Raw genomic sequence first — 24,584 nt, forward strand, 5'->3', positions numbered from 1 at the left:
CGGCTGGCCGATCGACATGCTCGCCGCGATCGGCGCCTCGGTGGCGCTGGGCGGCTGGGCTGGCACGTGGTGGTCATCGCCAGCGCCGCGGCCGGCCTGTGGGCGTTCGCGATCAAGGCGTGGGTGCCCGAGTCGCCGTACTGGCTGGCCGCCCGCGGCCGTCAGGACGAGGCCAGCGCCGTCCTGCGCGACCTGGAGGACGCCCCCACCCGCCTGGCCCTGCACCTCGCCTGCCACGTGGTCAGCGGGTGATCATGCCCTGGGCCAGGTCCTCGGCGACGGCACCGGCCGAGCGCAGGTCGGCCGGGCCGTAGCCGCCGCCTCCGCCCGACTCGCAGCGCAGCACGTCCCCCGCCTTGACCGGCAGGGCGTTGACCTTCAGCATCTCGCGCTCGTCCGCCGTGCCCGGGTTGAGGGTGACACGCGGGGGCGCGCCCGCGCCGCCGCCCGCCAGGCCCCAGGCGGGGGTGACCGAGCGTTCGAACCACAGCGACAGCGAGGTGTCGCCGCAGAACGCGTACTCGCGCACGACGCCGTTGCCGCCCCGCCACCGGCCCGCGCCGCCGGTGTCCGGGCGGATCTCGTACCGGGTGACACGCACGGGGAAGAGCGTCTCCAGCACCTCGATCGGCATGTCCCGCAGCGAGCCGTTGACGTTGTTGATCAGGCAGGTCTCGCCGTCGCCGCCGTCCCAGGCGCCCCACCCGCCGACGGTGGCCTCCTGGGAGACGTACAGCTTGCCGGTGCGCGGGTCGGTGCCGGTGAACTGGACGATGAGGGAGTCGCCGTAGGAGGCGGCGGCGGCCTTGTCAGGCAGGACGGGGGCCAGCGCCTTGACCACGAGGTCGATCAGCAGCCCGAGGTGCGAGTAGTAGTACTGGCAGGCGGCCGGGGACCGGGCGGCGAGCATGGAGCCGGGCCGCGTCTCGACCGACAGCGGCCGGAAGGAGCCCCCGTTCAGCGGCACGTCCCCGGAGACGAGCAGCTTGTAGCCGACCCGGACGGCGGCGACCGCCTGGGCGGCGCCGCAGTTGACCGGGCCTGTCGCCTGGTCGGCGCAGTCGGTGAGGTCCACGTGCATGGACTCGCCCGAGACCGTGACGGTCACGTTGACCGGCAGCGGGGTGCCGAGGTCGATGCCGTCGTTGTCCAGATGGCCGCCGGCCCGGTAGACGCCGTCGGGGATGGCGGCGATGGCGGCGCGTTCCATCCGCTCGGTCTGGGCGAAGATCTCGTTGCGGGCGGCCATGACGGTGTCCAGGCCCCAGCGTGAGACGATCTCGTGCAGCCGGCGCTGGCCCGTCATGGCGCAGCTCACCTGGGCGCGCATGTCGCCGAGGGTGGCGTGCGGGAAGCGGACGTTGCGGGCGATCACCTCGTGCGCGTCGCGGCAGGGCCTGCCGCCCGCGTAGACCTTGACCGGGCCGAGCCGCAGCCCCTCCTGGAAGATGGAGGTGGAGTCCATGGACCCGCCCGGGTCCTTGGAGCCGACGTCCAGCCAGTGGGCGCGGGAGGCGGCGAACCCGGCGAGCTCGCCGTCGACGAAGATGGGACCGTAGACGGTGACGTCGTTGAGGTGGGTGCCGCCGATGTAGGAGTCGTTGAGCACCCACACGTCGCCTTCCTGCCACACCTCCCGTCCGTGCATGCGCTCGGTCTCGCGGGTGCAGACCTCCAGGTTGCCGAGGAAGATCGGCAGCCCGGACGACTGGCCGAGGACGTTGTGGTCACGGTCGAGCAGGGCGACCGCGCAGTCCTTGGCCTCGTAGATGACGGGGGTGTAGGAGCTGCGGATGAGGGTGGTGTTCATGTCTTCCGCCGCCTGTAGGAGCGCGCAGCGGATGATCTCCGTGGTGACGGGGTCGATCATTGGGGGCTGTCCACCTTGATGATGAGGAATCCGTTGTCGTCGACGCCGGCGAGGCAGCCGGGAGGGATGACGGTGGTCGCGGTCTCCTCGACCACGATCGCCGGCCCGGAGAACTCGCCGTCCAGGGCGGTGCGGCGCAGCACGGGGGTGGTGTGCACCGCGCCGTCGAAGATCACGTCCCGCACGGCGGGCGCCTCGTGGCCGGGCGCCTCCAGGACGGTGCCGGCGGTGCGGGGGAAGGTGCCGAACCCGGTGCTGCGGAGCATGACGACCTCCACCGGGGCCTCGGGCGTGGCGTGCCCGTAACGGCTGGTGTGGGCCTCGGCGTAGCGGGCGGCGACCTCGGTGAGGAAGTCGGGCTCGGCGGGCTCGTCGGCGTCGCGCAGCGCGACGGTCAGCGAGTAGTCCTGGCCCTCGTAGCGCATGTCCACGAAGTGCTCGACGCGGCGCCTGTCGTGCGGCACTCCCTGGCCGGCGAGGGCGTCCAGGGCCTCCTGCTCCAGGGTGGCGAGGCGGACGGCCATGTCGGCGCCGTCGAGCGCGTCCTGGGGCCTGAAGTAGGGGTGGGTCAGGTCGCGCCGGACCTCCGCCTCGAGCATGCCCCAGGCGGAGAACGCGCCGGGGTGGCGCGGGACGACGACCTCGGAGACGCCCAGCTCGCGGGCGATGAACACGGCGTGCATGGCGCCGGCGCCGCCGAAGGCGACCAGCGCGAAGTCGCGGGGCTCCACGCCGCGCTCGACGGTGAGGGTGCGGATGGCCTGCGCCATCTTGGCGTTGGCCACGTCGCAGATGCCCTCGGCGAGGGTGAGCGGGTCGAGGTCGAGTTCGTCGGCCAGGGTGGCGACGGCGGTGCCGGCGGCCTCGACGTCCAGGGTCATGAGGCCGCCGGCGAACCACGCCGGGTCCACGCGCCCCAGCACCACGTTGGCGTCGGTGACGGTGGCCTGGGTGCCGCCCCTGCCGTAACAGGCCGGGCCGGGGACGGCGCCGGCGGATCGCGGGCCGACGCGCAGCGCGCCCGCCTCGGCGTAGGCGATGGAGCCGCCGCCCGCGCCGATGGTGTGCAGGTTGACGACGGGCATCAGGACGGGGAAGCCCTCGATGCGGGCCTCGGCGCTGACGTCGGGGCGGCCGTCGACGACCAGCGACACGTCGAAGCTGGTGCCGCCCATGTCGACGCAGATCGCGTTGTCGCGGCCGAGCAGCCGGGACACGGCCACGCCGCCCATGGTGCCGCCGACCGGCCCGGAAAGGAGCGTCTGCAGGGGCCGCCGCATCGCGTACGAGGCGTTGACCAGGCCGCCGGACGACTGCATGACGTGCACGGGCACGGGCAGGCCGCGCTCGGCGAAGCGCCGCTCGATCCTGGCCAGGTAACGCCGCACGACCGGGCCCGTGTAGGCCTCCAGGACGGCGGAGGAGGTGCGCTCGTACTCGCGCCACTCGCGGGCCACCTCGTGCGAGAGCACCACCAGGACGTCGTCGCCGAGCTCCTCGCGCAGGATCTCGCCCGCTCTGACCTCGTGGGACGGGTCGGCGTAGGAGAACAGCAGGCAGACGGCCACCGCGTCGAAGCCCTCGTCGCGGGCCCGCCGGGCGGCCCGGCGCACGGCGTCCTCGTCGAGCGGGGTCAGCTCCCGGCCGTGCCAGTCGAGGCGGCCGGCGACCTCCATGACGTCCTGGCGGGGGACGAGCGGGGTGGGCTTGCGGTAGCGCAGGTCGAACATGCGGTCGCGGTTGCCGCGGGCGATCTGGTAGACGTCTCTGCCGCCCTCGCCGGCCAGCAGCAGCACCCGGGCGCCCGTGCGTTCGAGCAGCGCGTTGAGGCCCTGCGTGGTCCCGTGGACGAAGAAGGAGATGTCCGCCGGGTCCGCCACGACCCTGGCCAGGGCGGCGAAGACGCCTTCCGCGAGGTCTCCCGGCGTGGTGGGGGCCTTCGAGGCTACGACGGCGCCCGTTGCCTCGTCGTAGGAGACGACGTCGGTGAACGTACCGCCGATGTCCATGGCGACGCGATAAGTCATGCGTCGAACGGTATGTCGGCGCGGGCGCGGGCGCATGTGCAGGGTGCACAGCCGGGCGGCCCGCAACAGTGCGTGGTGCTTCCTCCAGTGTTTGATCTACATTGTAAAGGCGCTAGCCTGGGAGCCGTGCCCTCGTCCTACCTGACCCTCGACACCGTCACCGAGCACGAGACCGAGGCCCGCCGCTCCCGCTTCGTCTGCGCCGTCGCCCCGGCGGCCACGGTGGAGGAGGCGGCGGCGTTCATCGCCGAGCGCCGCCGCCTGCACGCGGGCGCCACCCACAACTGCACCGCGTACGTCATCGGCGACGGGCAGGCGCAGAAGGGCGACGACGACGGCGAGCCCGGCGGCACGGCGGGCACGCCGATGGTCCAGGCGCTGGTCGGACGGGGCTTCAGCGACGTCGTGGCCGTGGTGACCCGGTACTTCGGCGGCATCCTGCTGGGCGCGGGCGGCCTGGTACGCGCCTACGGCTCCGCGGTGACGGAGACACTCGACCGGGCCAGGCCCGTCCGCATGGTGCCGGCGCGGCTCATGCGGGTCGCGGTGGCCCACGACCAGGCCGGACGTGTGGAGAACGACCTCAGGGCGTCGCGCTACCCCGTCCAGGACGTGACCTACGGCTCCGACGTGGTGTTCGCCATGGCCGTGGGCGACGACGAGGTGGCCGGTTTCACCGACTGGGTGGCGACGCTGACCGCCGGCCGGGCCCGCGTCGAGGCCGGCAGGCAGATCCACGTCGCCGGCTGATCACCCTTCGAGCGCGTACTGCATGACGCGGAACTTGGCCTGCGCCTCGGCGAGCTCGGAGGCCGGGTCGGAGTCGCCCATGATGCCGCCGCCCGCGAACAGCCGCGCCCGGCGCCCCTGGATGATCCCGGACCTCAGCGCGATGCCCCACTCGCCGTCGCCGTGCGCGTCGATCCAGCCGACCGGCCCGGCGTAGCCTGCCCGGTCCATCCCCTCCAGCTCGCGGATGACGTTGATGGCGGTGCGGGTCGGGGTGCCGCCGACGGCGGCGGTCGGGTGCATCGCGGCGACCACGTCCAGGACGGACGCGCCGTCGGCCAGCCGGCCGTGCACGTGGCTGGCCAGGTGCTGGACGTTGGGCAGGACGAGCAGCTCCGGCTCGTCGGGCGTGGTGAGGGAGGAGCACAGCGGCGCGAGCGCCTGCCTGACGGACGCGATGGCGCACTCGTGCTCGTGCCGGTCCTTGGTGGAGGCGAACAGCGCGGCACCGCGGGAGAAGTCGTCGCCCGGGCCGGTGCCGCGCGGCGTGGTGCCCGCCAGCACCAGAGACTCGATCTCCTGGCCGGTACGGCGGATGAGCAGCTCGGGCGTCGCCCCGACGAGCCCGGCGACGGAGAAGGTGTAGCACTCCGGGTAGCGGTGCGCCAGGCGGGTGAGCAGGAGCCGCACGTCGATGGGGCGCTCGGCGACCGCGAGCAGGTCGCGGGCCAGGACGACCTTCTCCAGCTCGCCGTCGCGGATGCGCCGGGCGGCCTGCGCGACGACCCGCTCCCAGGCGGGCGCGCCGAGACTGCCGTCGCCGTAGCGGATGCGCCCGGGATCGGTGATGGGGGTGATGGTCTCCAGGTGGGTGTCGCCGATGGTGGTCAGCCACGCCTGCCCGCCGCGCCGGGCGAGCACGGCCTGGGGGACGACGAGGACGGAGCCGGGGGCGTCCTCGTCGAAGGTGAAGCTGCCGAAGGCGACGGGACCCGAGCCGGGGGTGCCGACGGTATCGGTGATGTGGGCGTCGCCGAAGACGGAGCCGAGCCACTCGCGGGCCCACGCGAACCTGCCGGGGCCGGGCGGGACGGCCACCCGGGCGGCCTCACCCCAGCCGACCAGCCCCTCGCCGTGCCGGATCCAGGCGTAGGGGGCGGTTCGTGGCAGGGATGCCAGCAGGTCACCGGGGTCGCCGATGGGGGTGGTACGAACCGGTAGCGGGCGGGTTGTTCCGAGCGCGACACTCACCCGAGACACTCTATGCGGGAACTGAACACGTTCGACTGGGACCCCCGTGAATGGCGGGTAACCGCCCATGGGACGGCAATGGGCGGAGCTTTTGCTGAAATGGGAGGACGCTGCCCGGGAGGGGCCTGTCAAGCGGTGATATGAAGTCGGTTCTGAGATGGCAGGGGTGGCCTGAAGGTCATGGTGGGCCGATGATCCACTCCCTACCTTGGCCCCATGATCCCTCGTCTGGCGCCCTTGTTCGTCGCTGCCGTCGTCCTGTCCGCCTCCGGTACGGCGGATGCCGTCACCGCCCAGCCAGTGCCCCAGGTGATGGCGGCGCTGGGCGACTCGGTGTCCGCCGGGTTCAACGCGTGCGGCTTCTACGTGTCGTGTACCTCCCGGTCCTGGGCGGCCGGTGACAACCAGCGCGTCAACAGCCACTACCTGCGGCTGCTGTCGCATGACACGTCGGTCCAAGGGCACAACCTCAACTTCGCGGTGCCGGGTTCGACCAGCGCGGACCTGCTCGGCCAGGTGAAGCGGGCGGTCGCGGCGAAGGCCGGCTACGTGACGATCCTGATCGGGGCGCAGGACGCCTGCGTGCGCGCCGAGAAGGACATGACGCCGGTGGACGTGTACCGGCGGCGGATGGACCAGGCGCTGGGCACGTTGCGGGCAGAGCTGCCGGACGTGCGGGTGTTCGTGGCGAGCATCCCGGACGTGCGGCGGCTCTGGCAGGTGGGCAAGGGCAACGCGCTGGCGCGGACGTTCTGGGCGGCGGGCAGGATCTGCCAGACCATGCTGGCCAACCCGGTCTCGACGAAGCGGGCCGACGTGCAGCGGCGGGCCAGGGTGCGGCAGCGGGTGATGGACTACAACCAGGCGGCGGCGGCGTCGTGCGCGGCGCTGGGGGAGATGTGCCGCAGCGACGGGGGCGCGGTGTTCTCCTTCCCGTTCACCATGGACCACCTCAGCAAGTGGGACTACTTCCACCCGAACGCGCTCGGCCAGCAGGTGCTGGCCGAGCAGACGTTCGCGCACGGCTTCGAGTGGCTGGACATGCGTTAACGACACCGGGCTAGCGGCACTGGGCGAGCATGGTGGCCTTGTCGGCCCTGGTGACGGGGACGCCGTACTTGAGGGAGACCTGGGCGAAGCGGGTGACGTAGGCGCAGCGGATGGAACGCTGGGGCGGCAGCCATCCGGCGGGGCCCGAGCCGTCCTTCGCCTCGTTGGCGTCGCCGTCCACGGGCAGCAGGTTGAGCGGGTCGTTGGCGAAGTCCAGGCGCTTGGACATCGGCCAGTGCCTGGCGCCCATCCGCCAGCCGTAGGAGAGCGGGATGACGTGGTCGACCTGGACGGCGTCCGCGCGCGTCTTGCGCCAGTCGATCGTCCTGCCGGTGTAGGGGTCGGCCAGGCGCATGGAGACGACCTCGCAGCGCGACCCCGAGCGGTACTGGACGTCCTGGCCGTCACGGGCGAGCAGGTCGTCGCGGGTGCGGCAGCCGTTGCGCGCGTAGGGGACCCCGGTGGCGGTGTCGGCCCAGTTGTCGCCGTACCGGGTGCGCTGGTAGCCGGTCTTGGGGCCCTGGCCCTTGACGGTGAGGCGGTTGACGAGGGCGCGGGCGGCGGCCCTGTCCTGGTCGGTGGTGATGGGGGCGAGCCCCGGGCGGGTGCCGGTGGCGTTGCCGAGGGGGCTGGTCGCGGTGGCGGGTGTGGACTTGCCGCTGCTGAAGAGGGATACGACGAGTACGGCTCCGGCCAGGATGGCGACGGCGTCCTTTGTGCTCAAGCATGCCTCCGCCGTGTTTCTTGGGCACTTGTTGGGACAGTTCCCGTTCTGGCGTGGTTCGACACAGTGGTTCGCCGCTGTGGTCGTAGACGGCGGCTCGGGCAAGGTGGCGGGTTCGGTAGGGTGGCGTTCTGCGGCGGTGGGGCCCGCCGCCCTCCATGGTGAGGGAACCGCGCAGGTCGCCAACGGTCCCTGGTCCTTTCGGTTGTGGGGAGTCGTCACGTGCCGGAGCGTCCTGTCGACCCTGATGTCGATCTTCATTTCGCCGATCAGCGTGCGGAGCTGCACTGGCCGGTCCTCGCGGCGATCTCCGCCGGCGGCGTGCTGGGAGCGCTGGCGCGCTTCGGGGTGCAGGCGCTGCTGCCGGTGGCGCCCGCCGGGTTTCCGTGGCCGACGTTCCTGGTGAACGTGTCCGGATGCCTGCTGATCGGGGTGCTCATGGTGGTGATCACCGAGGTGCGCCGGGCGCACCGGCTGGTGCGCCCGTTCCTGGGGGTGGGCGTGCTGGGCGGGTTCACCACGTTCTCCACTTATGTGGTGGACATCCAGCGGGTCGTCGGCCTGGGCGCGCCGGTCACCGGGCTGGTGTACCTGGTGGCGACGATGGCGGCGGCGCTCGTGGCGGTGGTCGCGGGGATGCGGCTGGCCCGTCTGGCCGCGGGCCGTCCGGTGCGGGCGGCCCGATGACCGTGCCGATGACCGTGCCGATGACCGTGGCGATGACCGTGCCGACGGTGCTGCTGGTGGCGCTGGGCGCGGCGCTGGGCGCGCCGCTGCGCTACCTGGCCGACCGGCTGGTGCAGGCCCGCCACGAGACGGTGTTCCCGTGGGGGACTCTGACGGTGAACGTGGCGGGTTCGGCGGTGCTGGGCTTCCTGGCGGCGCTGCCCGCGGCGGGCGGGTGGATGGCGCTGGCCGGTACGGGCTTCTGCGGGGCGCTGACCACGTACTCGACCTTGGGGTACGAGACGGTGCGGCTGGTGGAGGAGGGGGCGCGCTTCCACGCGGTGGCCAACGCGGCGGCCAGCGTCGTGGCGGGCCTGGGCGCCGCGTACGTCGGCGCCGCGCTGGCGCAGGCGCTGGCGTGAGTGAGTGCGTTCGGGGGTACTACAGAGTTACCGTGTAATCCTGTAAGCAAAGGAGTGCGCGTGATGGCGGATCCCCTCGACGCCTACTCGAGCGTCGTCTCGTCCGTGGCTGCCGAGCTGCTGCCGAAGGTGGCCAGCGTGCGGACGGATCGTGGCAGCGGTTCCGCGGTGGTGTTCACGGCCGACGGGTTCCTCCTGACGAACGCCCACGTGGTGGGATCGGCGCGGTCGGGGAGCGTCGCGTTCGCCGACGGGATGTCGGGCGAGTTCCTGGTGGTGGGCCGCGACCCGCTGTCGGACCTGGCGGTGATCCGATCGCTCGGGCCCACGCCGCTGCCCGCCGAGCTGGGCGACAGCGACGAGCTGGTGGTCGGCCAGCTCGTGGTCGCGGTGGGCAACCCTCTCGGGCTGGTCGGGTCGGTGACCGCCGGGGTCGTCTCCGGGCTGGGCAGGTCGCTGCCCGCGCGCAGCGGCTCCGCCGTCCGCCTGATCGAGGACGTCATCCAGACGGACGCCGCCCTCAATCCCGGCAACTCGGGCGGCGCGCTGGCCGACGCGCGCGCCCACGTGGTCGGCATCAACACCGCCGTGGCCGGTGTCGGGGTGGGGCTGGCCGTGCCGATCAACACCACGACCCGCTCCATCATCGGCGCGCTGATCAAGGACGGCCGCGTGCGGCGGGCGTTCCTGGGGCTGGTGACCTCGCCGGCGCCGCTGGCCGAGGCGCTGCGCCTGCGCACCGGGCAGAGCAACGCGCTGCGGGTGGTGGAGGTGGTGCCCGCCTCGCCCGCCGATCGGGCGGGACTGCGGGCGGGCGACCTGGTCCTGAGCGCGGGACGCAGCCCCGTGGGCGACGCCCAGAGCCTGCAGCGGCTGATGTTCGCCGACGCGATCGGCCGGCCGCTGCCGATCACGGTCTACCGCAACGGCGCCCTGGTGGACGTCATTGCTGAGCCGGTGGAGCTGTCGGGGTCGGAGGTTTGACGTAGGTGCCGTTGCGGCGGGCGAGCAGCTCGTCGAGCAGCTCGTCCCACTGGGCGCCGACGGCGTCCACGTCGTAGGTGCGGGCGGTCTCCAGGGCTCCGGCGGCCAGCTTGCGGCGCAGCTCCTCGTCCTCGATGACCCGCATGATCGACGTGGCGAGGTTGGCGTTGGTCCGCGGCTTGACCAGGATCCCGTCGACCTCGTCCGTGATCATTTCCTTGGGGCCGTGCGGGCTGTTGAAGCTGACGATGCACAGCCCCTTGGCCATGGCCTCCAGGATCGTCATCGGGAAGCCCTCGTGCCGGGAGCTGAGCACGAACACGGACGCCTTCTCCAGCTCGGCGCCCACGTCGGAGGTGGGGCCAGGCAGCTCGACCTTGCCCTCGAGCCCGGCTTCGGCGATCTGGGCGCGCAGGTTGTCCTCCTGCGGCCCGGCGCCGAAGATGCGCAGCGTCCAGTCGGGGTGGGCGGCGGCGACGGTCTCCCAGGCGGTGATGAGGCGGTGGAAGCCCTTGAGCCGGGTGATCCGGCCCACGGCGATGACGATCTTCGAGTCCAGCTTGGCCAGGTCACCGGTCATGGGCGGCACCGCGTTGGGGATGCGGGCCAGCTTCTTGGGCTTCTTCGGCAGGGTGTTGCGGTAGTCGCGCAGGTCCGCCTTGGTGAGCGTGACCAGGGCGTCGAAGCGGCGGTAGCGCCACTTGATGAGCTCCTGCACCGACTCGGCCTGGGTGCGCAGGGCCACGTGCTCCTGGCCGACGGTGATCACGCTCGGTAGCGCCAACTGGGCCATGGCCAGGTTGAGTCCGGGCCGGGTGGCCATGAGCACGCCGGTGTCGAGGGAGCGGATGTAGCGGGCCAGCTTGAGGTCGGTCCACAGGTTGAAGCGGTGGTGGGCGCTCTCTTCCGGGGGGATGAGGCGGCTGGGCATCTTCGACAGCATCGCGCGCAGCGGGTCGGGGCTGGGGTTGAGCCGGTCGTCCAGGAAGCGGAACTTGACCCGCGGGTCGATCGGGAAGAACGGCTCCTCGGCCTCCTTCAGGATGCTGACGATCTCGACGTCGTGCTCCTTGGCCAGGTAGCTGGCGAGGTTGAACACCGTCCTGATCGTGCCGCCCATGCCGTAGGCGTGCAGCAGCAGGATCCTGATCTGACGGGTGGAGGGCGGCGGCGCCTTGCGCACCCGGCGCCGGTTGTATCCCCTGTACAGCCGGCCGACGGCCGCCTTGCCCTTCCGTGCCAGTGCGCGCACTGAGAGGTCCCCTTTGTTGAGTAAGTCACCATACGCATGGCCGGTGGTGAGACCTCCTCACCACCGGCAATTGTCTCGCTTCGGCGGAGTGCCCCGTACATCCCCGTGACGCTATCCCCGCCTTTGATCCTTAGACGCCATAAAACCCCCCAAGGTTGCATGGGGCGTCCGAATGCGGGGGAGACGTGTGGTGACCAGCGGCCGGACCTGCCGGACAGCCGGGACCGACGGCCCCGGCTGTCCGGTCAGGTCGCCGGATCAGGCCTCGTCTGGCTTCCTGGGTTCCTTCTTCGTCTCCTTGACCTGCCGGCTGGTCTTCATCGACTGCTTCTTCGTCTTGCCGGTCTTGGCGGACGGTTTCTTCTTCATCTCTGCCATGGTCTTTCCCCCTGTCAGATGCGGTGCCCCCCTTGAGTACACCAGTGCCGTTAATACCCATTCGACACAGAAACCCGACATATCACTTATGGCGCGCAGCGGTTCACCCGTGACGCGAACCGTCCCCCGCGCTGCCAGGGCGTGGTGCACCCGCGCCGGGGTCGCGGGGCCGTTCCTCCAGGGGGTGGCTCACCCATGGCGGATGGGACGGTCGCCCGACGGCTGCGACCACCACACGCCCTCGCCGTGCGTCAGTCCCGGCAACTCCCGCTCGAACGCGTGCACCGTCCTCGCCGGGATGTCGCCGCTCACCAGCCACCCCTCGTCCCGCTGCGCGCACCCCGCGACGTCGGCGCCCAGCGCCGCCAGCCTCGCCGTGACCGCGCTCAACGCAGGCGGCGGGATCTCCACCTCGAACCGGTGACACGGCTCGTAGACCCGGGTCCCGGCCAGGCGCAGCGCCCGCGCCAGCACCACCGGCGTGCGGGCCCGGAAGTCGCCCGCCGTGCTCACCGGGCTGGCGTACCCGCTTCGGACGAGCGTGACCAGGCAGTCGGTGACCGGCCAGCCGTGCGGCCCCCGGCGCAGCGCGTCGCGGACGCTGTCCTCGATCGCCCGGTGGAAGGCCAGCGGCAGCGACCCCAGATCCACCCCCAGCCGGTATCCGACGCCCGACCCGACCGGCCCGGGTTCCACCCGCAGCCCGACCGTCGCCCACAGGTCGTTGCGGCCATGGCGCTGGATCTCCGCCACCGCCTCCGCCGTGCCCATCGGACGCTCCAGGTAGACGGGCCTGCTCGGCTCGAACACCGCGTCCACGCCGAGCCCTGCCAGCGTCTCGGCGATGACCTCCTTCTGTACCTCCCCGTACAGCAGCACGGACGTCTCGCCGCCGTCCAGCGTGCGGGTCGCGATCAGCGGGTCCTGCTCGGCCAGCCCGGCCAGCGCCGCGTGCAGCCGCGCCTGTTGCTCCGGGACGCGCGCCCTGATGACCGTCTCCAGACTCGGGGGCGCGAAGTACGGCTGCCGGCCGGGCTCGGGCGGACGTCCCAGGCAGTCGCCCACGCGCACCTCGGGCACGCCCCACACCAGCGCGATGTCCCCGGAGCCCGCCACGGGCCACTCCGACCCGCTCACCCGCAGCCCGCTCACCCGCCCGCCGTACTCCTGCACGCCCCCGCCGGGCAGCCGCCGGTACAGCGTGACGCGCTGGCGGGCCCGCAACGTCCCCGACCGCATCCGGACGTAGGCCAGCTTCTCCCCGGCACCTCCGCGCTCGATCGCGAACACCACCCCCTCAAGCCCCGCGGTCCCGGTCGGTTCGGCTCCTCCCGCCGTCCCGGCCCGCCCGTCGGCCTCCGCACGCCCGTCGGCCTCCGCGTGCACGGCGGGCTCAGTGTGGACGGCGGGCAGCAAGGCGAAGGCGTCGAGCAGATCGCCGACCCCCTCCCCGGTCATCGCCGAGCCGAACAGCACCGGATGCAGCACGCCATCAGCACACTGCCGCTCCAGCGCCGCCCGTACCCGCGCCCTCCCGGGCTCCCGCCCCTCGACGAGCACTTCCAACAGGCCGTCGTCGTGCTCCGCCAGCACCTCCGCCAGCCCGCCATCCCTCTCGACCAGCGGCTCCAGCGCGCGGTCGTCGCGTCCGGCCGGCGGTATCTGCGGGTCGTTGCGTGTGGCTGCCCCTCCCACCCCCGTGCCACCTGGCAGGGGGGTGGTGCGGGCGTCGCGCGTGCCGATCCGCTGGACGGTGTTCAGCGCGGGGCTGTACGGGGAGAGCCACCGCCGGATCGCGGCCAGCACCTCCCGCTCCCGAGCCCCCGCCCGATCGATCTTGTTGACGAAGATCAGCGTGGGCAGCCGCAGTCGCCGCAGCGTCTTCATCAGGACCCGGGTGTGCGGCTGAACCCCTTCGACCGCCGACAGCACCAGCACGGCGCCGTCGAGGACGCCGAGCGCCCGCTCGACCTCGGCGACGAAATCCGCGTGCCCCGGTGTGTCGATGAGGTTGACCCGAAGATCCCCCACGGTGAAGGAGGCGACGGCGGTACGGATGGTGATGCCGCGGCGCCGCTCGATGTCGCCGCTGTCGGTCTGGGTGCTGCCCTCGTCGACGCTGCCGAGCCGGTCGATGGCGCCGGTCTGGAACAGCAGCCGCTCAGTGAGGCTGGTCTTGCCCGCGTCTACGTGCGCGAGGATGCCGATGTTCAGGATGTGCATGCGTGCGTGAGCCTTCGAGAACTCTCGTGCGAATGGGGCGCTGGGAGACGTCGTGGCCCCGCCGCATCACAAGCTCCTGAAGGTCGACTGCACGTGCCCGCCCATCGTGCCACCGCCCCGGCGAGGACGGCCAGCGATTTTCGCTACAGGAGTCTGAGCTGCTGCGGCGCGGCCTCGGGCCCGGGTTCCGGGCGGGGTGGGACGCGGCGCGCCATGGCGGGGGTGGCCCGGCCGACGCCGTGCCGTGCCGCCAGCTCTCTGACCTGGCCGGCGATGCGCTGCTGATACGCCTTGGGCGCGTACGAGCCTCTGCCGTACAGCTCCAGGTAGCGCGGCATCAGCCGTGGATGCTCGCGGGACAGCCACGCCATCCACCACTCACGCGCGCCGGGGCGCAGGTGCAGCACGATGGGGGCGACGTGGGTCGCGCCCGCCTGGGCGATCTCCCTGACCGTCTGCTCCAGCTGGGCGGGGGAGTCGGTGAGGTAGGGGAGGATGGGCGCCATCAGCACGCCGCAGGCGACGCCGTTGTCGTTGAGCGTCGCGCACACCTCCAGGCGGCGGCGCGGGTCGGGAGCCCCCGGCTCGACGGATCGCCAGACGCCGGGGTCGACGAACCCGACCGACACGTTGGCGCTGACGTCGGTCACGTCTGCGGCCTCGGTCAACAGGTCGAGGTCGCGCAGGATGAGCGTGCCCTTCGTCAGCACCGAGAACGGATTGGCCGCATCGCGCAACGCCGCCAGGATGCCGCGCATGAGCCGGTAGCGGCCCTCGGCCCGCTGGTAGGGGTCGACGTTGGTGCCCATGGCCACGTGGTCGCCCCGCCAGCGCGGCGCGGCCAGTTCCTTCCTGGCCAGCTCGGCGGCGTTGACCTTCACCACGACCTTCGAGTCGAAGTCGGCCCCGGAGTCGAGGTCGAGGTATTCGTGTGTCTTCCTGGCGAAGCAGTACACGCAGCGATGACCGCAGCCCCGGTAGGGGTTGATCGTGTATTCGAACGGGACCCGGCTGGCGCCCGGAACCCGGTTGATGATCGAGCGGGCCTGGATCTCGTAGAAGGTCATCCCGCGGAACTCGGGGGTGTCGAAGGTGCGGGTGACCGCACCGCGGGCGAACAGCGGCACGGCCGGATCGCCTGGGCCGGGATCGGCCAGACGGAGGTTGTCCCAGCGCATGCCATGATTAGAACAAATATTCGAGGTTGATCGCAAATGGAAAGAGGTTGCAATTACCTGGCCAGGCGGGGGCTAATGATCTTCAGGGTTGGGCAGAAACCTCGAACAGAGCTTGCGTTCCGGAGGTGCACCTATGGCCTGGTCGCAGGACGAGGAGCGAATGTTGGCGCAGATTGAGCAGCACCTCGTCGATGACGATCCGCGACTGGTCGCGCGTCTTGAGTCGTTCAACGAGCGGGTGCGCCGCAGTGAGGCGAGAGCCCATCGGGAGCGTCCCGTCCGGCGTCGCCCGCGTCGTTCGACGGTGATCATCGCGATCAGCTGGCTGCTCATCGCGACGTTGATAGCCTCTCTCCTGATCTTGGTCCTCCGTCACGAGGCGGCCGCCCTCGCCCTCGCCGCCTTCTGATATCCCCGCCTGGCCGCTCACCCGTCACGTCCTGGCCCTTCCCTCGGGCCCTCCGCCTCCTGTGTGAGGCCGATGATCACAGTCGCGGGTGGTGGCACGCCGGTCCGTGACCGTCTATGCGCAGACAACCCCGCGAGGCGGTGGCCTCGCGGGGTTGCGGTGCACACGCGTTCCGCTCAGTGGCCGCCGCGTTCGCCGGTGCGGCGCTCGTCGTAGAAGCGGTGTTCGCCGAACGGGTGTTGGCCGAACCGGTGTTCGCCGTAACGGGAACGGTGTTCGCCCATGCGGCCTCCGCCGCTCCGGCAGTACTCGCGGTTCCAGTGTCCGTTCCTGTAGCAGTAGTAGCAGCCCCGCCTCCACTCGCACCTTCTGGCCGTGCCGGCGGGCGTGAGCGTGATCTGCTCGGCGGACGCACATCGGCTCGCCTCGGCGGCCTGTGCAGGCGTGCTGATGGTTCCGGTGACGAGGAGCGGGGACGCCGCCAGCGCGGCGGTGAGCAGCAGACGCTTGAGCATCAGAGATCACTCCCTGAGATCATGCCCCGGGCGGACCGGGGTCGGATGGCGAGCGTCGGATTTCGGAATCCCGGGATACGCCGAATTTCGGCGCTGAACATCACTCAGACTAATCGCGACACCTGGCGGAATCTCCCGGCGAGAAGCAAAGCCTCATTTCCGGCTCATCGCTACATGTCGGTAATTATCCGGGTGTACGGGGGAAATGCGGCATTCCGTGCTGATGGCCCGCCGCACGTGTTCGACCTGCGCATCAACACCGTTTCGGGAGGTTCGGGCCGTACTTCCCCTGGCCCCTCAATGACGTGCCAGAAGTACGGCAAATAGCGGAAAAGTGGATCGATGCCATTGTTTTCCGATATGGGGAGTGCGGCGAGGTGAATATCAGCTCAACGTGTCGGATCAGTGACGGTGGGCGTCGTCCCGAAAACGGCGAGCGCTCGGCGCGGAGGTGGCCGGGAAACTGCCGCGCCCGGCTTCCGGCGACGGTCAACCGTTCGACGGTCGCCACGCTCTCGGCGCGGCTGTCCTGACCCGGCGGTCGCACGTCCGGGCCTGGCCGACGGCGAAGGGCGCGGAGGCCCTTCGGTCGGGTGCTGGTGGCGCGACCGGGCGCATGGGGTGCCGCGATCCCATCCGTCTTGACGCTCGTTACTCGCAGACGTATGCTCGCTTACGAGTAATCGTAAGCGAGGTGGTCTGGTGATGAAACGGCGCAAGGTCGGCAACCTGCTGGCGCTCGCGGTCCTGTCGGCGCTGGTGCAGCGCCCGATGCACCCCTACGAGATGGCCTCGGTCCTGCGTGCTCGCGACAAGGACCAGGACATGAAGATCAAATGGGGTTCCCTCTACACCGTCGTGCGGAACATGGACAAGCACGGCCTGATCGAGGCCGTCGAGAGCGCCCGGCAGGGCGGCCGTCCCGAGCGGACCGTCTACCGCGTCACCGACGCGGGCCGCGAAGAGCTCGCCGACTGGACGAGGGAACTGCTGTCGACCCCGGAGCGGGAGCCGTCATCGTTCGAGGCGGGCCTGTCGGTGATGGCCGGTCTCGGCCCTGACGAGGTGGTGCGGCTGCTCCGGCAGCGGGTCGACCGGCTGCGTGAGCGGCTCGCGGCCGACCGGGAGAGGCTGGCGCGCGAACGCGCGGAACTGCCCCGGCTGTTCGTCGTCGAGTCGGAGTACGCCCTGGCCGTCGGCGAGGCGGAGGCCACCTGGACTCAGGAGCTGGTCGACGAGCTGACCACCGGGCGCTTCCCCGACCTCGAACAGTGGCGCGCCTACCACCGCACCGGCGACCTGTCGCCCGAGCTGGCGGACCTGGCGGAAAGGGGCGGCGACTGACGAAACCAGGGCCCCGGCGGTGGTGCTGGAACACCGCCGCCGAGGCCCTCGACCTCGAACCGACCACCCGGTGAGGGGGCCCGGCCACGAGTTGGCAACCGTAAGGATAGCCGGGCTCCCCGACCAAGACCCACAAGGGGAGTACGTCCATGCGCACCAAGACCAGCACTGTGACCAGCACCAAGACCGGCACCAAGACCAGCGCCAAGATCAGCAGCGAGATCAGCACTGTCACCTCCCGCGACGGCACCGTCATCAGCTACCGCACGCTCGGGCGCGGCCCCGGCGTCGTCGTGCTGCACGGCATGATGCAGGCCGGCCACAGCCAGCTCGAACTGGCCGAGGCCCTGTCCGGAAGCTTCACCTGCCACCTGCCCGACCGGCGCGGGCGCGGCCGTAGCGGCCCCTACGGCGACTACAGCGTCGAGCGGGAGGTCGAGGACCTCGACGCGCTGCTCACCGCCACCGGCGCGGAGCGCGTCATCGGCGTCAGCGCCGGCGCGATCATCACTCTGCGCACCGCGCTCGTCCAACCGGCCCTGCGCAAGGCGGTCATCTTCGACCCGCCGTTGGACCTCGACGGCTCCACCTCCAGCGGCTGGCTGCCGCGCTTCGACCGCGAGATCGCCGAGGGCAGGACCGCCGCCGCGCTGGTGACCGCCATGCTGGCGATCAAAATGGGGCCGCCCGTCTTCAACGTCCTGCCCCGAGGGTTGCTGGAGTTCGTCACCGGACGGATGCTGGCCGCCCAGGACCGCGGCGGCGCCGGTGACGAGCCGACGTTCCGTGAGCTCGCCCCCACCGTGCACTACGACGCCCAGGTGGTCGCCGAGACGGCCCGATCCCTCGACGACTACCGCGACGTCCGTGCCGAGGTGCTGCTGCTCGGCGGCGCCAAGAGCCCCGCCTACATGAAGGAGGCGCTGGACGCCCTGGAACGGGTTCTGCCGCACGCCACCCGCACGCGGCTGCCCGGCCTCGGCCACAACGCCACCAGCAACGCCGACTTCCGCGGCGCCCCGGCCAAGGTGGCGGAAGCGGTGCGCCCGTTCCTGGCCTGAGGAACCCGAGGGCCAGGAGGGCGGCGGTCATCGCAGGCCCTCCTGGAAGGCGGCGGCCGCCCTGCTAGAGGCCCTTCAGGAAGGCGGCGGCGACGGGGGCGGCCACCTTGCCACCGGTGCCACCGCCCTCCACCACCACGGCGAACGCCACGTCCCCCTTGAACCCCATGAACCAGGCGTGCGTGTCGAGCTTGTCGCCGGTGCCGAACTCGGCCGTGCCCGTCTTGCCCATCGTGCCGGACGGCAGCCCGGCCCCTCTGGCGGTCCCCTTGGTCACCACCGCCGCCATCATGGAGTGCAGCTTGGACGTGACCCCGCTGGGCAGCGCCTGTTCGGTGGCCTTCTGCTTCAGCTCGGGCACCAGCGTGGGCGGACGCCAGGTGCCGTCGGCGATCGCGGCGGCGACCGAGGCGATCGACAGCGGGCTGGCGGTGATCCTGGCCTGCCCGAACGCCTCGGCGGCCAGCTCGGCGTCGGACTGGGCCCTGGGGAAGCTGGCCTTGGTGGCGGGCAGGCCGATGTTGAGCGGCTGGTTGAAGCCGACCTCCTCGGCCGTCTTCAGCAGCTTGTCGGCGCCCAGCCGCTGTTCGGCCAGCGGCGCGAAGGTGGTGTTGCACGAGTGGGCGAAGGAGTCCAGGAACGACAGCGAGCCGAACTCCTCCTCCTCGGAGTTGCGGATCTTCAGCCCGCCCACGTTGGCGTACTTGGGACAGTTCACCTTGTCCTGCGGTGACAGCCCGGCCTCCAGCAGCCCGATCGCGGTGACGGCCTTGAACGTCGAGCCGGGCGGGTAGCGGCCGTCCAGCGCCCGGTTGAAGCCGCCCTGGTTGTTGACCACGGCCAGGATCTCGCCGGTGCTCGGCTTGATCGCCACCATCGAGGTGGGCTTCTTCTTGTCCTTGACGGCGGCGACCGCGGCGGCCTGGGCGCGCGGGTCGAGCGTGGTCTTGACGCCCTCGCCGTCGCTGCCGTCGATCGTCTCCAGCGTCTTGCCGCCGAGCTGGATCTCGGTGGTGGGGGTGCCCGCGAGCTGCTTCTGGAAGGTCTCCTGCAGCCCGCCCCTGCCGATGGCCTGCCCGACCTTGTAGGAGGCGCCGAGCTTGGCGACGTCCTTCTTGGTGGCCTTGTCGAGGTAGCCGACGAGCTGCTGCACCGACCCGCCGACGGTGCCGTCGTCGATGCGCCCGCCGCGGGCGTCGGTGATCGAGGCGCGCTGCGGCCAGCTCGTCTTGAGCGCGAAGGTGGCGCCCGAGGTCATGGACGGGTGCAGCGACGCGGGAGTCCAGTCGACCTTCCAGGTGCGGTCGGTCACCTTGAGGTCGAGCTTGCCCTGGTAGCTCCACTCGCCGACGTTCTTCAGCTTCAGCGTCGCCGTGTAGGGGACGCCGGCCCGGTCGTCGCGCTCGGCGACCTGGCCGAGCTTGACCGTCATGGACTCGACCCCGAGCCCGGCCCTCATCTGGTCATAGACGGTCAGCGACTGCGGCGCGGCCAGCTCCGCGGTCATGCCCGCCGTGTTGCCCGACTGCCAGGCGGCGGCGAAGCGCTGGGCAGTCTCGCCCGGCGTGCCGCGCGTGCGCAGCAGGAAGTATGCGCCGCCGCCGGCGGCACCCACCGCCAGCACGGTGACGGTGGATACGATCACGATGGTACGGCCACGTGCCACTGCTCAGCCCCCTGGTCGTCGGCAGGTACCGCAGCATAGTCGGCAAATTAGGACATATCGCTAGAGGTTTTGAAACTCGCGGCATAGGCGGGGACGTACTCCTGCCCCGACAGCTTCTGGATGCCGGCCATGATCTCGTCCGTCACCCTGCGGCGGTCACGCGCGTTGCGGTGGTCGCCCTCGAACCGCAGCGGCGCGCCGATCGCGATGCCGATCCGCGCCGGACGGGGCACCTTGGCCCCGACGGGAAGCACCTTCTCGGTGCCGCTGAGCGCCACCGGCAGCACCGGAGCGCCGGTCTTCAACGCCAGCCACGCAACGCCGATCTTGCCCCGGTAGAGGCGGCCGTCGGGGGAGCGGGTGCCCTCGGGGTGGATGCCGAACAGCTCGCCCTGCTCCAGCAGGTCGGCCGCCGCGTCGAGCATCGTCTGCGCGGCGTGCGCGCTGTCACGGTCGATGGGCAGGCTGCCGCCGAGGCGCATGAACCAGCCGGAGACCGGGTTGCCGGAGAAGTACTCGTTCTTGGCGACGAAGGTGACGTGCCGTGGCAGCAGCGCGGGCAGCAGGAACGAGTCGAGCACCGACAGATGGTTCGCCGCCAGGATCGCCGGCCCCTTCCTCGGTACGTTCACCGCCCCGGTGATGTGCGGGCGGCACATCACCTGCGCTAGCGGCGACGCGGCGAACTTGACCACTTCGTACAGCAACGGCTCTCCTGGACTGATCGTCGATCGGCCACCCCACCATAAAGCAGGCGCCCCGCCGGTGGACGGGGCGCCTGAAAAGCATTAAGGCCGATGTGGCGGTCGCCTCCTCGGCGAGGTGCACAACACGGCTCCAGCCGAACGGTATTCCGTGAAGGCGGTAATTTGCGGCCCGGGGGACACAGACCACATCGGCCTTTCGACTCTAACGGACATCGGGCGGGTCGTATTCCACCAGCCGCCAAGATTCGGTCACGTTCTCGTCCAGCCGGGCTGGGCCACGTCGAGGACCCGCAGCTCACGCCCCCGGAGGGCCACCTCAGCGAACTGCCACAAAATCGCCCCCGTGGGCGCGTGGACCACGATCGACGGGCCCAGCGGCATCTGCAGCAGCCCGTTGCGCCAGCGCGGCACCCCGGGCGCCAGGAACCGCTCCAGCGGCACCGCGTGCACCGAGGCCACCTCGCGCGGGTCGCCCACCGGCTGCTGCCGGCCGCCGAAGGCCACCACGGGCGTGATGACGAAGCCGGAGTCGGTCACGAAGTCGTCCAGGAGGCCCGCCACGTCCACCCCGGTGACCGCGACCTCCTCGGTCAGCTCCCGCAGCGCCGCCTCCAGCGGCTGCTCCCCGTCGTCGAGCCGCCCGCCGGGCAGCGCCCACTGCCCCGCGTTCCGTCCGCGCGGCGCCCGCTGGATGAGGACGGTGTACGGGCGGCGCTCGGTGTCCTCCAGGACGCACACGGTGACCGCGGCCCGGCGGACCCCCTCGGCCGCAGGCGCCGCACGGCGGTCGAAGGCGGCCAGGTTCGCGCTGATCAGCTCGCGCAGCTCGTCGATCGGGGGAAGCACCGGGCCAGGATCTCACGCGCGTGCCGGATCGCGGCCGCAAGGCGCGATCCGGCACGCGCGCGGCCTGCCGCCCGGGTCGGAGCGGCAGGCCGGGGAGCGGTGGATCAGGCGGCCATGCTGCGCAGCACGAGATACCCGATGACCATGCCGAGCACCATCGTGACGCCCGAGGCGACCGCGGCCCACTTGCCCAGCGACTCGCCGCGGACGTGGCCCACGATGCCGAGGACGATCCCGGCGATGCCGAACAGGATCGGGATGAACAGCAGCGCCACCGCCGCGCAGACGAACCCGATGATCGACAGGACCTGGGCGCCCTGGCGCTGGGGCTGCGGGTACGGCGGCTGGTAGGGCGGCGGCGGAGGTGGCGGCTGCTGCGACCATTGCTGGCCGGACGCCGGGTCGTCGCCGTACTGCGGATTCTGCGGGGAGGACATGATCTCGGCTCCTCTCGGAACGCACGAAGCGGCGGCCCGTTGTTGACCTAGGTCACATCACACACCGAAGGTGAGCGTGCTGTCGAGTGAAACGACTGGAGCGGGTTCGGAGAGCTGGGGAGGCAGCGGGCGGGCGTGCACCACGTCCAGCCGGGAGACGGCCCGGGTGAGCGCCACATACAGGCGGTTCAGGCCGCGCCGCTCGGCCTCCACGATGTCGGCGGGCTCGGCCACCACCACGTGGTCGAACTCCAGCCCTTTGGCCAGCGAGGCGCCCACCACGCGCAGCCGGTCGCCCACGTCGAGGCCGGAGTTCCACAGCGCGGACGTCAGGTGCTCGACCGCCGCGTCCGCGGCGATCACGCCGATCGACCCCTCGAACGTCAGCGCCTCGCGCGCCGCGTCCACGACGCCGCGCTCCAGGCTGTCGACGCGGGTGAGGCGCAGCCTGCCGTCGGACCGGTAGGAGCGGGTGGCGGGGACGTCCACGTCCAGCGAGGCCAGCAGCCTGTTGGCGAGGTCCACCACCGCCGCGGGCACGCGGAAGCCGGTCGTCAGCGCGATCACCTGCCCCTTCGGCTTGCCGAGCAGTTCCAGCCGCTCCGGCCAGGACCTGGCCGCCCACGGCGTGGTGCCCTGCGCCAGGTCGCCCAGGACGGTGATCGAGCCGTGCTCGCTGCGCCTGGCCACGGCCCGGCACTGCATCGGCGACAGGTCCTGGGCCTCGTCCACGATGACGTGGCCGTAGCCGCGCGGACGTTCCAGCAGCCCGGCGAGCTCGTCGAGCAGCACCAGGTCCGCCTGCGTCCACCTGGCGCTCTTGTGCGTGCGCGGCGGCTTGGCCCAGGTGATGGCCGCGCGTTCCCCGGCGGTCAGGACGCCGTGGTCGGCGGGCGCGCGCAGCACCTCGAACAGCACCTCCTCGGGGCGGACCGCCGGCCAGACGGCGTCCAGGAACGGGGTGACGGCCCTGCCGACCTTGCGGGTCCAGGCGGCGGTGGGCGTCGCGCCGCGTGCCTCCGCCCGGCGTCGCACGGCGTCGACGATCCTGGCGCGCACCCGCTCCCGTCCGATCGCGTACGGCGGCGCGTCGCGGCGGGTGTCGTCGACGATGCGGCGCACCTCGTCCTCGTGGACGCGCCAGCGGTAGGAGCCGTCGAGGACGGTGACCGGCTCGACCGGCTCGCGGATCCGGCCGTAGAGGGCGCCGCGCAGCACCTCGGCCATCCGGACGTCGTGCTTGACGGCCGCGGCGGCCTCGCTGTCGGTCGCGGTCACGCCGGTGGAGCCGCCGAGGAGCTGCTCGAGGGTGGTCTGTTCGACGTTCACCTCGCCGAGGGCGGGCAGGACGGCGGAGATGTAGCCGAGGAAGGTCCGGTTGGGGCCGAGCACCAGCACGCCGCCGCGTTCCAGCCGCTGCCTGTGCGCGTACAGCAGGTAGGCGGCCCGGTGCAGGCCGACGGCGGTCTTGCCGGTGCCGGGCGCGCCCTGGACGCAGATCGACTCCTCCAGCTCCGCGCGGACCAGGTCGTCCTGCTCGGGCTGGATGGTGGCGACGATGTCGCGCATCGGGCCGACGCGCGGGCGCTCGATCTCCGCGGCCAGGATCCGGCTCTCGCCCTCTTCGCCCTGGCCGAGCCGCTCGTCCTCGAAGCCGGTGAGCGTGCTGTCCTGCCAGCCGAAGCGGCGGCGCACGGCCACCCCCTGCGGGTCGCGGGCGCTGGCGCGGTAGAAGGCGCGGGACACGGGCGCCCGCCAGTCGATCACGACGGGCGGGCCGCCGTGCTCGCCGCTGATGTGCCGCCTGCCGATGTGGTAGGCGCGGCCGCGGTGGTCGGCCGCGTCGGGGCCGAAGTCGAGCCTGCCGAAGAACGGCGGACCCTCCGGCTCCTCGCTCAGCTCCTTGGCCAGGCTCTTGAGGTGACGGCCGAGCCGTTCGGCGCTGTAGCGGTCGCCGGCGACGCTCTCGCCGACGATGACGTTGTGGCGGGCCGAGTCCAGCATCCTGCGCAGCCCCGCCTTGCACCGTTCGACGTACTGCCTCTCCTCGTCGAGCGTGGACATCGCACCTCCAGAAAGCATTAACTCGGTTAAGATTTTAACCAGGTTAACACTTGCGGAGGCCGGGCCGCACCTGTCGCTTAACTGGATTAAAGTCTTAACCAGGTTAAGGATTTGCTAGGCTGTCCTCATGACAGGACTCCGGCAGCTGCACCGCCAGCGGGTGCACGAGGCGATCTCCGAGGCGGCCATCGCGCTCTTCCTGGAGCGCGGCTTCGACGAGGTGCCGGTCGCGGAGGTCGCCGCCGCCGCCCAGGTGTCCAAGCCGACGCTGTTCAAGTACTTCCCGACCAAGGAGGACCTCGTCCTGCACCGCATCGCCGACCACCAGGGCGAGGCGGCCCGCGTGGTGCGAGGGCGGGCGCCCGGCGAGGACCCCATGCGGGCGCTGCACCGCCACTTCCTCGACGGCCTGGCCCGCCGCGACCCGGTCACCGGGCTGAACGACCACCCCGACGTGGTGGCCTACCACCGCATGGTCTTCTCCACGCCCAGCCTGGTCGCCCGCCTGTTCCACCACATGGCGCTGGACGAGCGCGCCCTCGCCGACGCGCTCGCCGAGACGGCCGACGACCTCACGGCCGACCTGCTGGCGGCGCGGATCCTGGCCGCGCAGCGGGTCCTGGCCCGGCGCAACTGGCAGGCGCTGTCGGACGGCCGCCCGCTGCTGGAGGTCGAGCCCGAAGCCGTCCGCGCCGCCGACCGGGCCTTCTCCATGCTCCCCTGACGAGCCGCGCCGGTCGTCCGCGTCAACTGCGGCATTTGCCCCGAAATCGTGGGCGTC

The 24,584-nt window shown here is 71.6% G+C and carries 23 protein-coding genes; 10 read left to right on the plus strand and 13 right to left on the minus strand.

Annotation, left to right across the window (positions count from 1 at the left end):
* Window positions 1–69: 69 nt before the first annotated feature.
* Complete coding sequence (locus ABT294_RS14430; protein WP_350805975.1) at window positions 70–252, plus strand: MFS transporter; 183 nt, start codon at window positions 70–72, stop codon at window positions 250–252.
* Here ABT294_RS14430 and ABT294_RS14435 read toward each other — a convergent pair.
* On the minus strand, window positions 242–1,870 hold the full coding sequence (locus ABT294_RS14435; protein WP_350805976.1) for a hydantoinase B/oxoprolinase family protein: 1,629 nt from the start codon (window positions 1,868–1,870) through the stop codon (window positions 242–244). The genes ABT294_RS14430 and ABT294_RS14435 overlap by 11 nt on opposite strands.
* Entirely contained in the window at window positions 1,867–3,897 is a 2,031-nt protein-coding gene (locus tag ABT294_RS14440) for a hydantoinase/oxoprolinase family protein (protein ID WP_350805977.1), read from the minus strand. Before ABT294_RS14440 ends, ABT294_RS14435 begins: the two co-directional genes overlap by 4 nt.
* A 126-nt stretch (window positions 3,898–4,023) precedes the next feature.
* Between ABT294_RS14440 and ABT294_RS14445 the strand changes: the two genes are divergently transcribed.
* A complete protein-coding gene (locus ABT294_RS14445; RefSeq protein ID WP_350805978.1) occupies window positions 4,024–4,647 on the plus strand; it encodes an IMPACT family protein in 624 nt (207 codons plus the stop codon).
* Here the strand turns inward: ABT294_RS14445 and ABT294_RS14450 are convergent, their stop codons facing one another.
* On the minus strand, window positions 4,648–5,877 hold the full coding sequence (locus tag ABT294_RS14450) for an isochorismate synthase (protein ID WP_350805980.1): 1,230 nt from the start codon (window positions 5,875–5,877) through the stop codon (window positions 4,648–4,650). It lies immediately after the preceding gene.
* A gap of 216 nt (window positions 5,878–6,093) precedes the next feature.
* Between ABT294_RS14450 and ABT294_RS14455 the strand changes: the two genes are divergently transcribed.
* A complete protein-coding gene (locus ABT294_RS14455) occupies window positions 6,094–6,927 on the plus strand; it encodes a GDSL-type esterase/lipase family protein (protein WP_350805982.1) in 834 nt (277 codons plus the stop codon).
* Between the two features lie 10 nt (window positions 6,928–6,937).
* Here ABT294_RS14455 and ABT294_RS14460 read toward each other — a convergent pair whose 3' ends face one another.
* Window positions 6,938–7,651 (minus strand): HNH endonuclease family protein, encoded by a 714-nt coding sequence (locus ABT294_RS14460; RefSeq protein ID WP_350805983.1) that lies wholly within the window; start codon window positions 7,649–7,651, stop codon window positions 6,938–6,940.
* Between the two features lie 222 nt (window positions 7,652–7,873).
* Between ABT294_RS14460 and ABT294_RS14465 the strand changes: the two genes are divergently transcribed.
* From ABT294_RS14465 to ABT294_RS14475, 3 genes are all read left to right on the plus strand, one after another.
* Window positions 7,874–8,338 carry a fluoride efflux transporter FluC gene (locus ABT294_RS14465; RefSeq protein ID WP_350805984.1) on the plus strand — a complete coding sequence of 155 codons (465 nt, stop codon included), beginning with the start codon at window positions 7,874–7,876 and terminating at the stop codon, window positions 8,336–8,338.
* On the plus strand, window positions 8,335–8,739 hold the full coding sequence (gene crcB, locus ABT294_RS14470) for a fluoride efflux transporter CrcB (RefSeq protein ID WP_350805985.1): 405 nt from the start codon (window positions 8,335–8,337) through the stop codon (window positions 8,737–8,739). Before ABT294_RS14465 ends, crcB begins: the two co-directional genes overlap by 4 nt.
* A 63-nt stretch (window positions 8,740–8,802) precedes the next feature.
* A complete protein-coding gene (locus ABT294_RS14475) occupies window positions 8,803–9,723 on the plus strand; it encodes a S1C family serine protease (RefSeq protein WP_350805986.1) in 921 nt (306 codons plus the stop codon).
* Here the strand turns inward: ABT294_RS14475 and ABT294_RS14480 are convergent.
* From ABT294_RS14480 to ABT294_RS14490, 3 genes are all read right to left on the minus strand, one after another.
* The gene (locus ABT294_RS14480) at window positions 9,683–10,975 is read right to left on the minus strand and encodes a glycosyltransferase family 4 protein (protein WP_350805987.1); all 1,293 of its coding nucleotides are present in this window, start codon (window positions 10,973–10,975) and stop codon (window positions 9,683–9,685) included. The two genes, ABT294_RS14475 and ABT294_RS14480, sit on opposite strands and share 41 nt — an antisense overlap.
* A gap of 567 nt (window positions 10,976–11,542) precedes the next feature.
* Window positions 11,543–13,576, minus strand: a complete 2,034-nt coding sequence (locus ABT294_RS14485) for a GTP-binding protein (RefSeq protein ID WP_350805988.1) — start codon at window positions 13,574–13,576, stop codon at window positions 11,543–11,545.
* 143 nt (window positions 13,577–13,719) lie between these two features.
* Window positions 13,720–14,754, minus strand: a complete 1,035-nt coding sequence (locus ABT294_RS14490; protein ID WP_350805989.1) for an Rv2578c family radical SAM protein — start codon at window positions 14,752–14,754, stop codon at window positions 13,720–13,722.
* A 133-nt stretch (window positions 14,755–14,887) separates the two neighbouring features.
* Here ABT294_RS14490 and ABT294_RS14495 point away from each other — a divergent pair, with 133 nt between their 5' ends.
* A complete protein-coding gene (locus tag ABT294_RS14495; protein WP_350805990.1) occupies window positions 14,888–15,163 on the plus strand; it encodes a DUF3040 domain-containing protein in 276 nt (91 codons plus the stop codon).
* Window positions 15,164–15,339: 176 nt separating this feature from the next.
* Here ABT294_RS14495 and ABT294_RS14500 read toward each other — a convergent pair whose 3' ends face one another.
* Window positions 15,340–15,678 carry a hypothetical protein gene (locus ABT294_RS14500; protein WP_350805991.1) on the minus strand — a complete coding sequence of 113 codons (339 nt, stop codon included), beginning with the start codon at window positions 15,676–15,678 and terminating at the stop codon, window positions 15,340–15,342.
* 705 nt (window positions 15,679–16,383) lie between these two features.
* Here ABT294_RS14500 and ABT294_RS14505 point away from each other — a divergent pair.
* Complete coding sequence (locus ABT294_RS14505; RefSeq protein ID WP_350805992.1) at window positions 16,384–17,022, plus strand: PadR family transcriptional regulator; 639 nt, start codon at window positions 16,384–16,386, stop codon at window positions 17,020–17,022.
* 149 nt (window positions 17,023–17,171) lie between these two features.
* On the plus strand, window positions 17,172–18,083 hold the full coding sequence (locus tag ABT294_RS14510; protein ID WP_350805993.1) for an alpha/beta fold hydrolase: 912 nt from the start codon (window positions 17,172–17,174) through the stop codon (window positions 18,081–18,083).
* 64 nt (window positions 18,084–18,147) lie between these two features.
* Here the strand turns inward: ABT294_RS14510 and ABT294_RS14515 are convergent, their stop codons facing one another.
* From ABT294_RS14515 to ABT294_RS14535, 5 genes are all read right to left on the minus strand, one after another.
* Complete coding sequence (locus ABT294_RS14515) at window positions 18,148–19,728, minus strand: penicillin-binding transpeptidase domain-containing protein (RefSeq protein ID WP_350805994.1); 1,581 nt, start codon at window positions 19,726–19,728, stop codon at window positions 18,148–18,150.
* Between the two features lie 68 nt (window positions 19,729–19,796).
* Window positions 19,797–20,456 (minus strand): lysophospholipid acyltransferase family protein, encoded by a 660-nt coding sequence (locus ABT294_RS14520; RefSeq protein WP_350805995.1) that lies wholly within the window; start codon window positions 20,454–20,456, stop codon window positions 19,797–19,799.
* A 249-nt stretch (window positions 20,457–20,705) separates the two neighbouring features.
* Window positions 20,706–21,302, minus strand: a complete 597-nt coding sequence (locus tag ABT294_RS14525; RefSeq protein WP_350805996.1) for an NUDIX hydrolase — start codon at window positions 21,300–21,302, stop codon at window positions 20,706–20,708.
* 104 nt (window positions 21,303–21,406) lie between these two features.
* Entirely contained in the window at window positions 21,407–21,739 is a 333-nt protein-coding gene (locus ABT294_RS14530) for a hypothetical protein (RefSeq protein ID WP_350805997.1), read from the minus strand.
* A gap of 57 nt (window positions 21,740–21,796) precedes the next feature.
* Window positions 21,797–23,803, minus strand: a complete 2,007-nt coding sequence (locus ABT294_RS14535; protein WP_350805998.1) for a HelD family protein — start codon at window positions 23,801–23,803, stop codon at window positions 21,797–21,799.
* Window positions 23,804–23,930: 127 nt separating this feature from the next.
* Between ABT294_RS14535 and ABT294_RS14540 the strand changes: the two genes are divergently transcribed.
* Window positions 23,931–24,527, plus strand: a complete 597-nt coding sequence (locus tag ABT294_RS14540; protein ID WP_350805999.1) for a TetR/AcrR family transcriptional regulator — start codon at window positions 23,931–23,933, stop codon at window positions 24,525–24,527.
* Window positions 24,528–24,584 lie beyond the last annotated feature (57 nt).

It is taken from the genome of Nonomuraea sp. NPDC000554 (assembly GCF_040300065.1).
In the GTDB taxonomy this organism is placed as follows: Bacteria; Actinomycetota; Actinomycetes; order Streptosporangiales; family Streptosporangiaceae; genus Nonomuraea.

Excerpts from the sequence above, each read along its gene's own strand:
- ABT294_RS14485 (WP_350805988.1), bottom strand. The coding sequence starts at position 13,576 with ATGCACATCCTGAACATCGGCATCCTCGCGCACGTAGACGCGGGCAAG.
- ABT294_RS14535 (WP_350805998.1), bottom strand. The coding sequence starts at position 23,803 with ATGTCCACGCTCGACGAGGAGAGGCAGTACGTCGAACGGTGCAAGGCG.
- ABT294_RS14475 (WP_350805986.1), top strand. The coding sequence starts at position 8,803 with ATGGCGGATCCCCTCGACGCCTACTCGAGCGTCGTCTCGTCCGTGGCT.
- ABT294_RS14500 (WP_350805991.1), bottom strand. The coding sequence starts at position 15,678 with ATGCTCAAGCGTCTGCTGCTCACCGCCGCGCTGGCGGCGTCCCCGCTC.
- ABT294_RS14490 (WP_350805989.1), bottom strand. The coding sequence starts at position 14,754 with ATGCGCTGGGACAACCTCCGTCTGGCCGATCCCGGCCCAGGCGATCCG.
- ABT294_RS14530 (WP_350805997.1), bottom strand. The coding sequence starts at position 21,739 with ATGTCCTCCCCGCAGAATCCGCAGTACGGCGACGACCCGGCGTCCGGC.
- ABT294_RS14440 (WP_350805977.1), bottom strand. The coding sequence starts at position 3,897 with ATGACTTATCGCGTCGCCATGGACATCGGCGGTACGTTCACCGACGTC.
- ABT294_RS14455 (WP_350805982.1), top strand. The coding sequence starts at position 6,094 with ATGATCCCTCGTCTGGCGCCCTTGTTCGTCGCTGCCGTCGTCCTGTCC.
- ABT294_RS14540 (WP_350805999.1), top strand. The coding sequence starts at position 23,931 with ATGACAGGACTCCGGCAGCTGCACCGCCAGCGGGTGCACGAGGCGATC.
- ABT294_RS14495 (WP_350805990.1), top strand. The coding sequence starts at position 14,888 with ATGGCCTGGTCGCAGGACGAGGAGCGAATGTTGGCGCAGATTGAGCAG.
- crcB (WP_350805985.1), top strand. The coding sequence starts at position 8,335 with ATGACCGTGCCGATGACCGTGCCGATGACCGTGGCGATGACCGTGCCG.
- ABT294_RS14505 (WP_350805992.1), top strand. The coding sequence starts at position 16,384 with ATGAAACGGCGCAAGGTCGGCAACCTGCTGGCGCTCGCGGTCCTGTCG.
- ABT294_RS14510 (WP_350805993.1), top strand. The coding sequence starts at position 17,172 with ATGCGCACCAAGACCAGCACTGTGACCAGCACCAAGACCGGCACCAAG.
- ABT294_RS14435 (WP_350805976.1), bottom strand. The coding sequence starts at position 1,870 with ATGATCGACCCCGTCACCACGGAGATCATCCGCTGCGCGCTCCTACAG.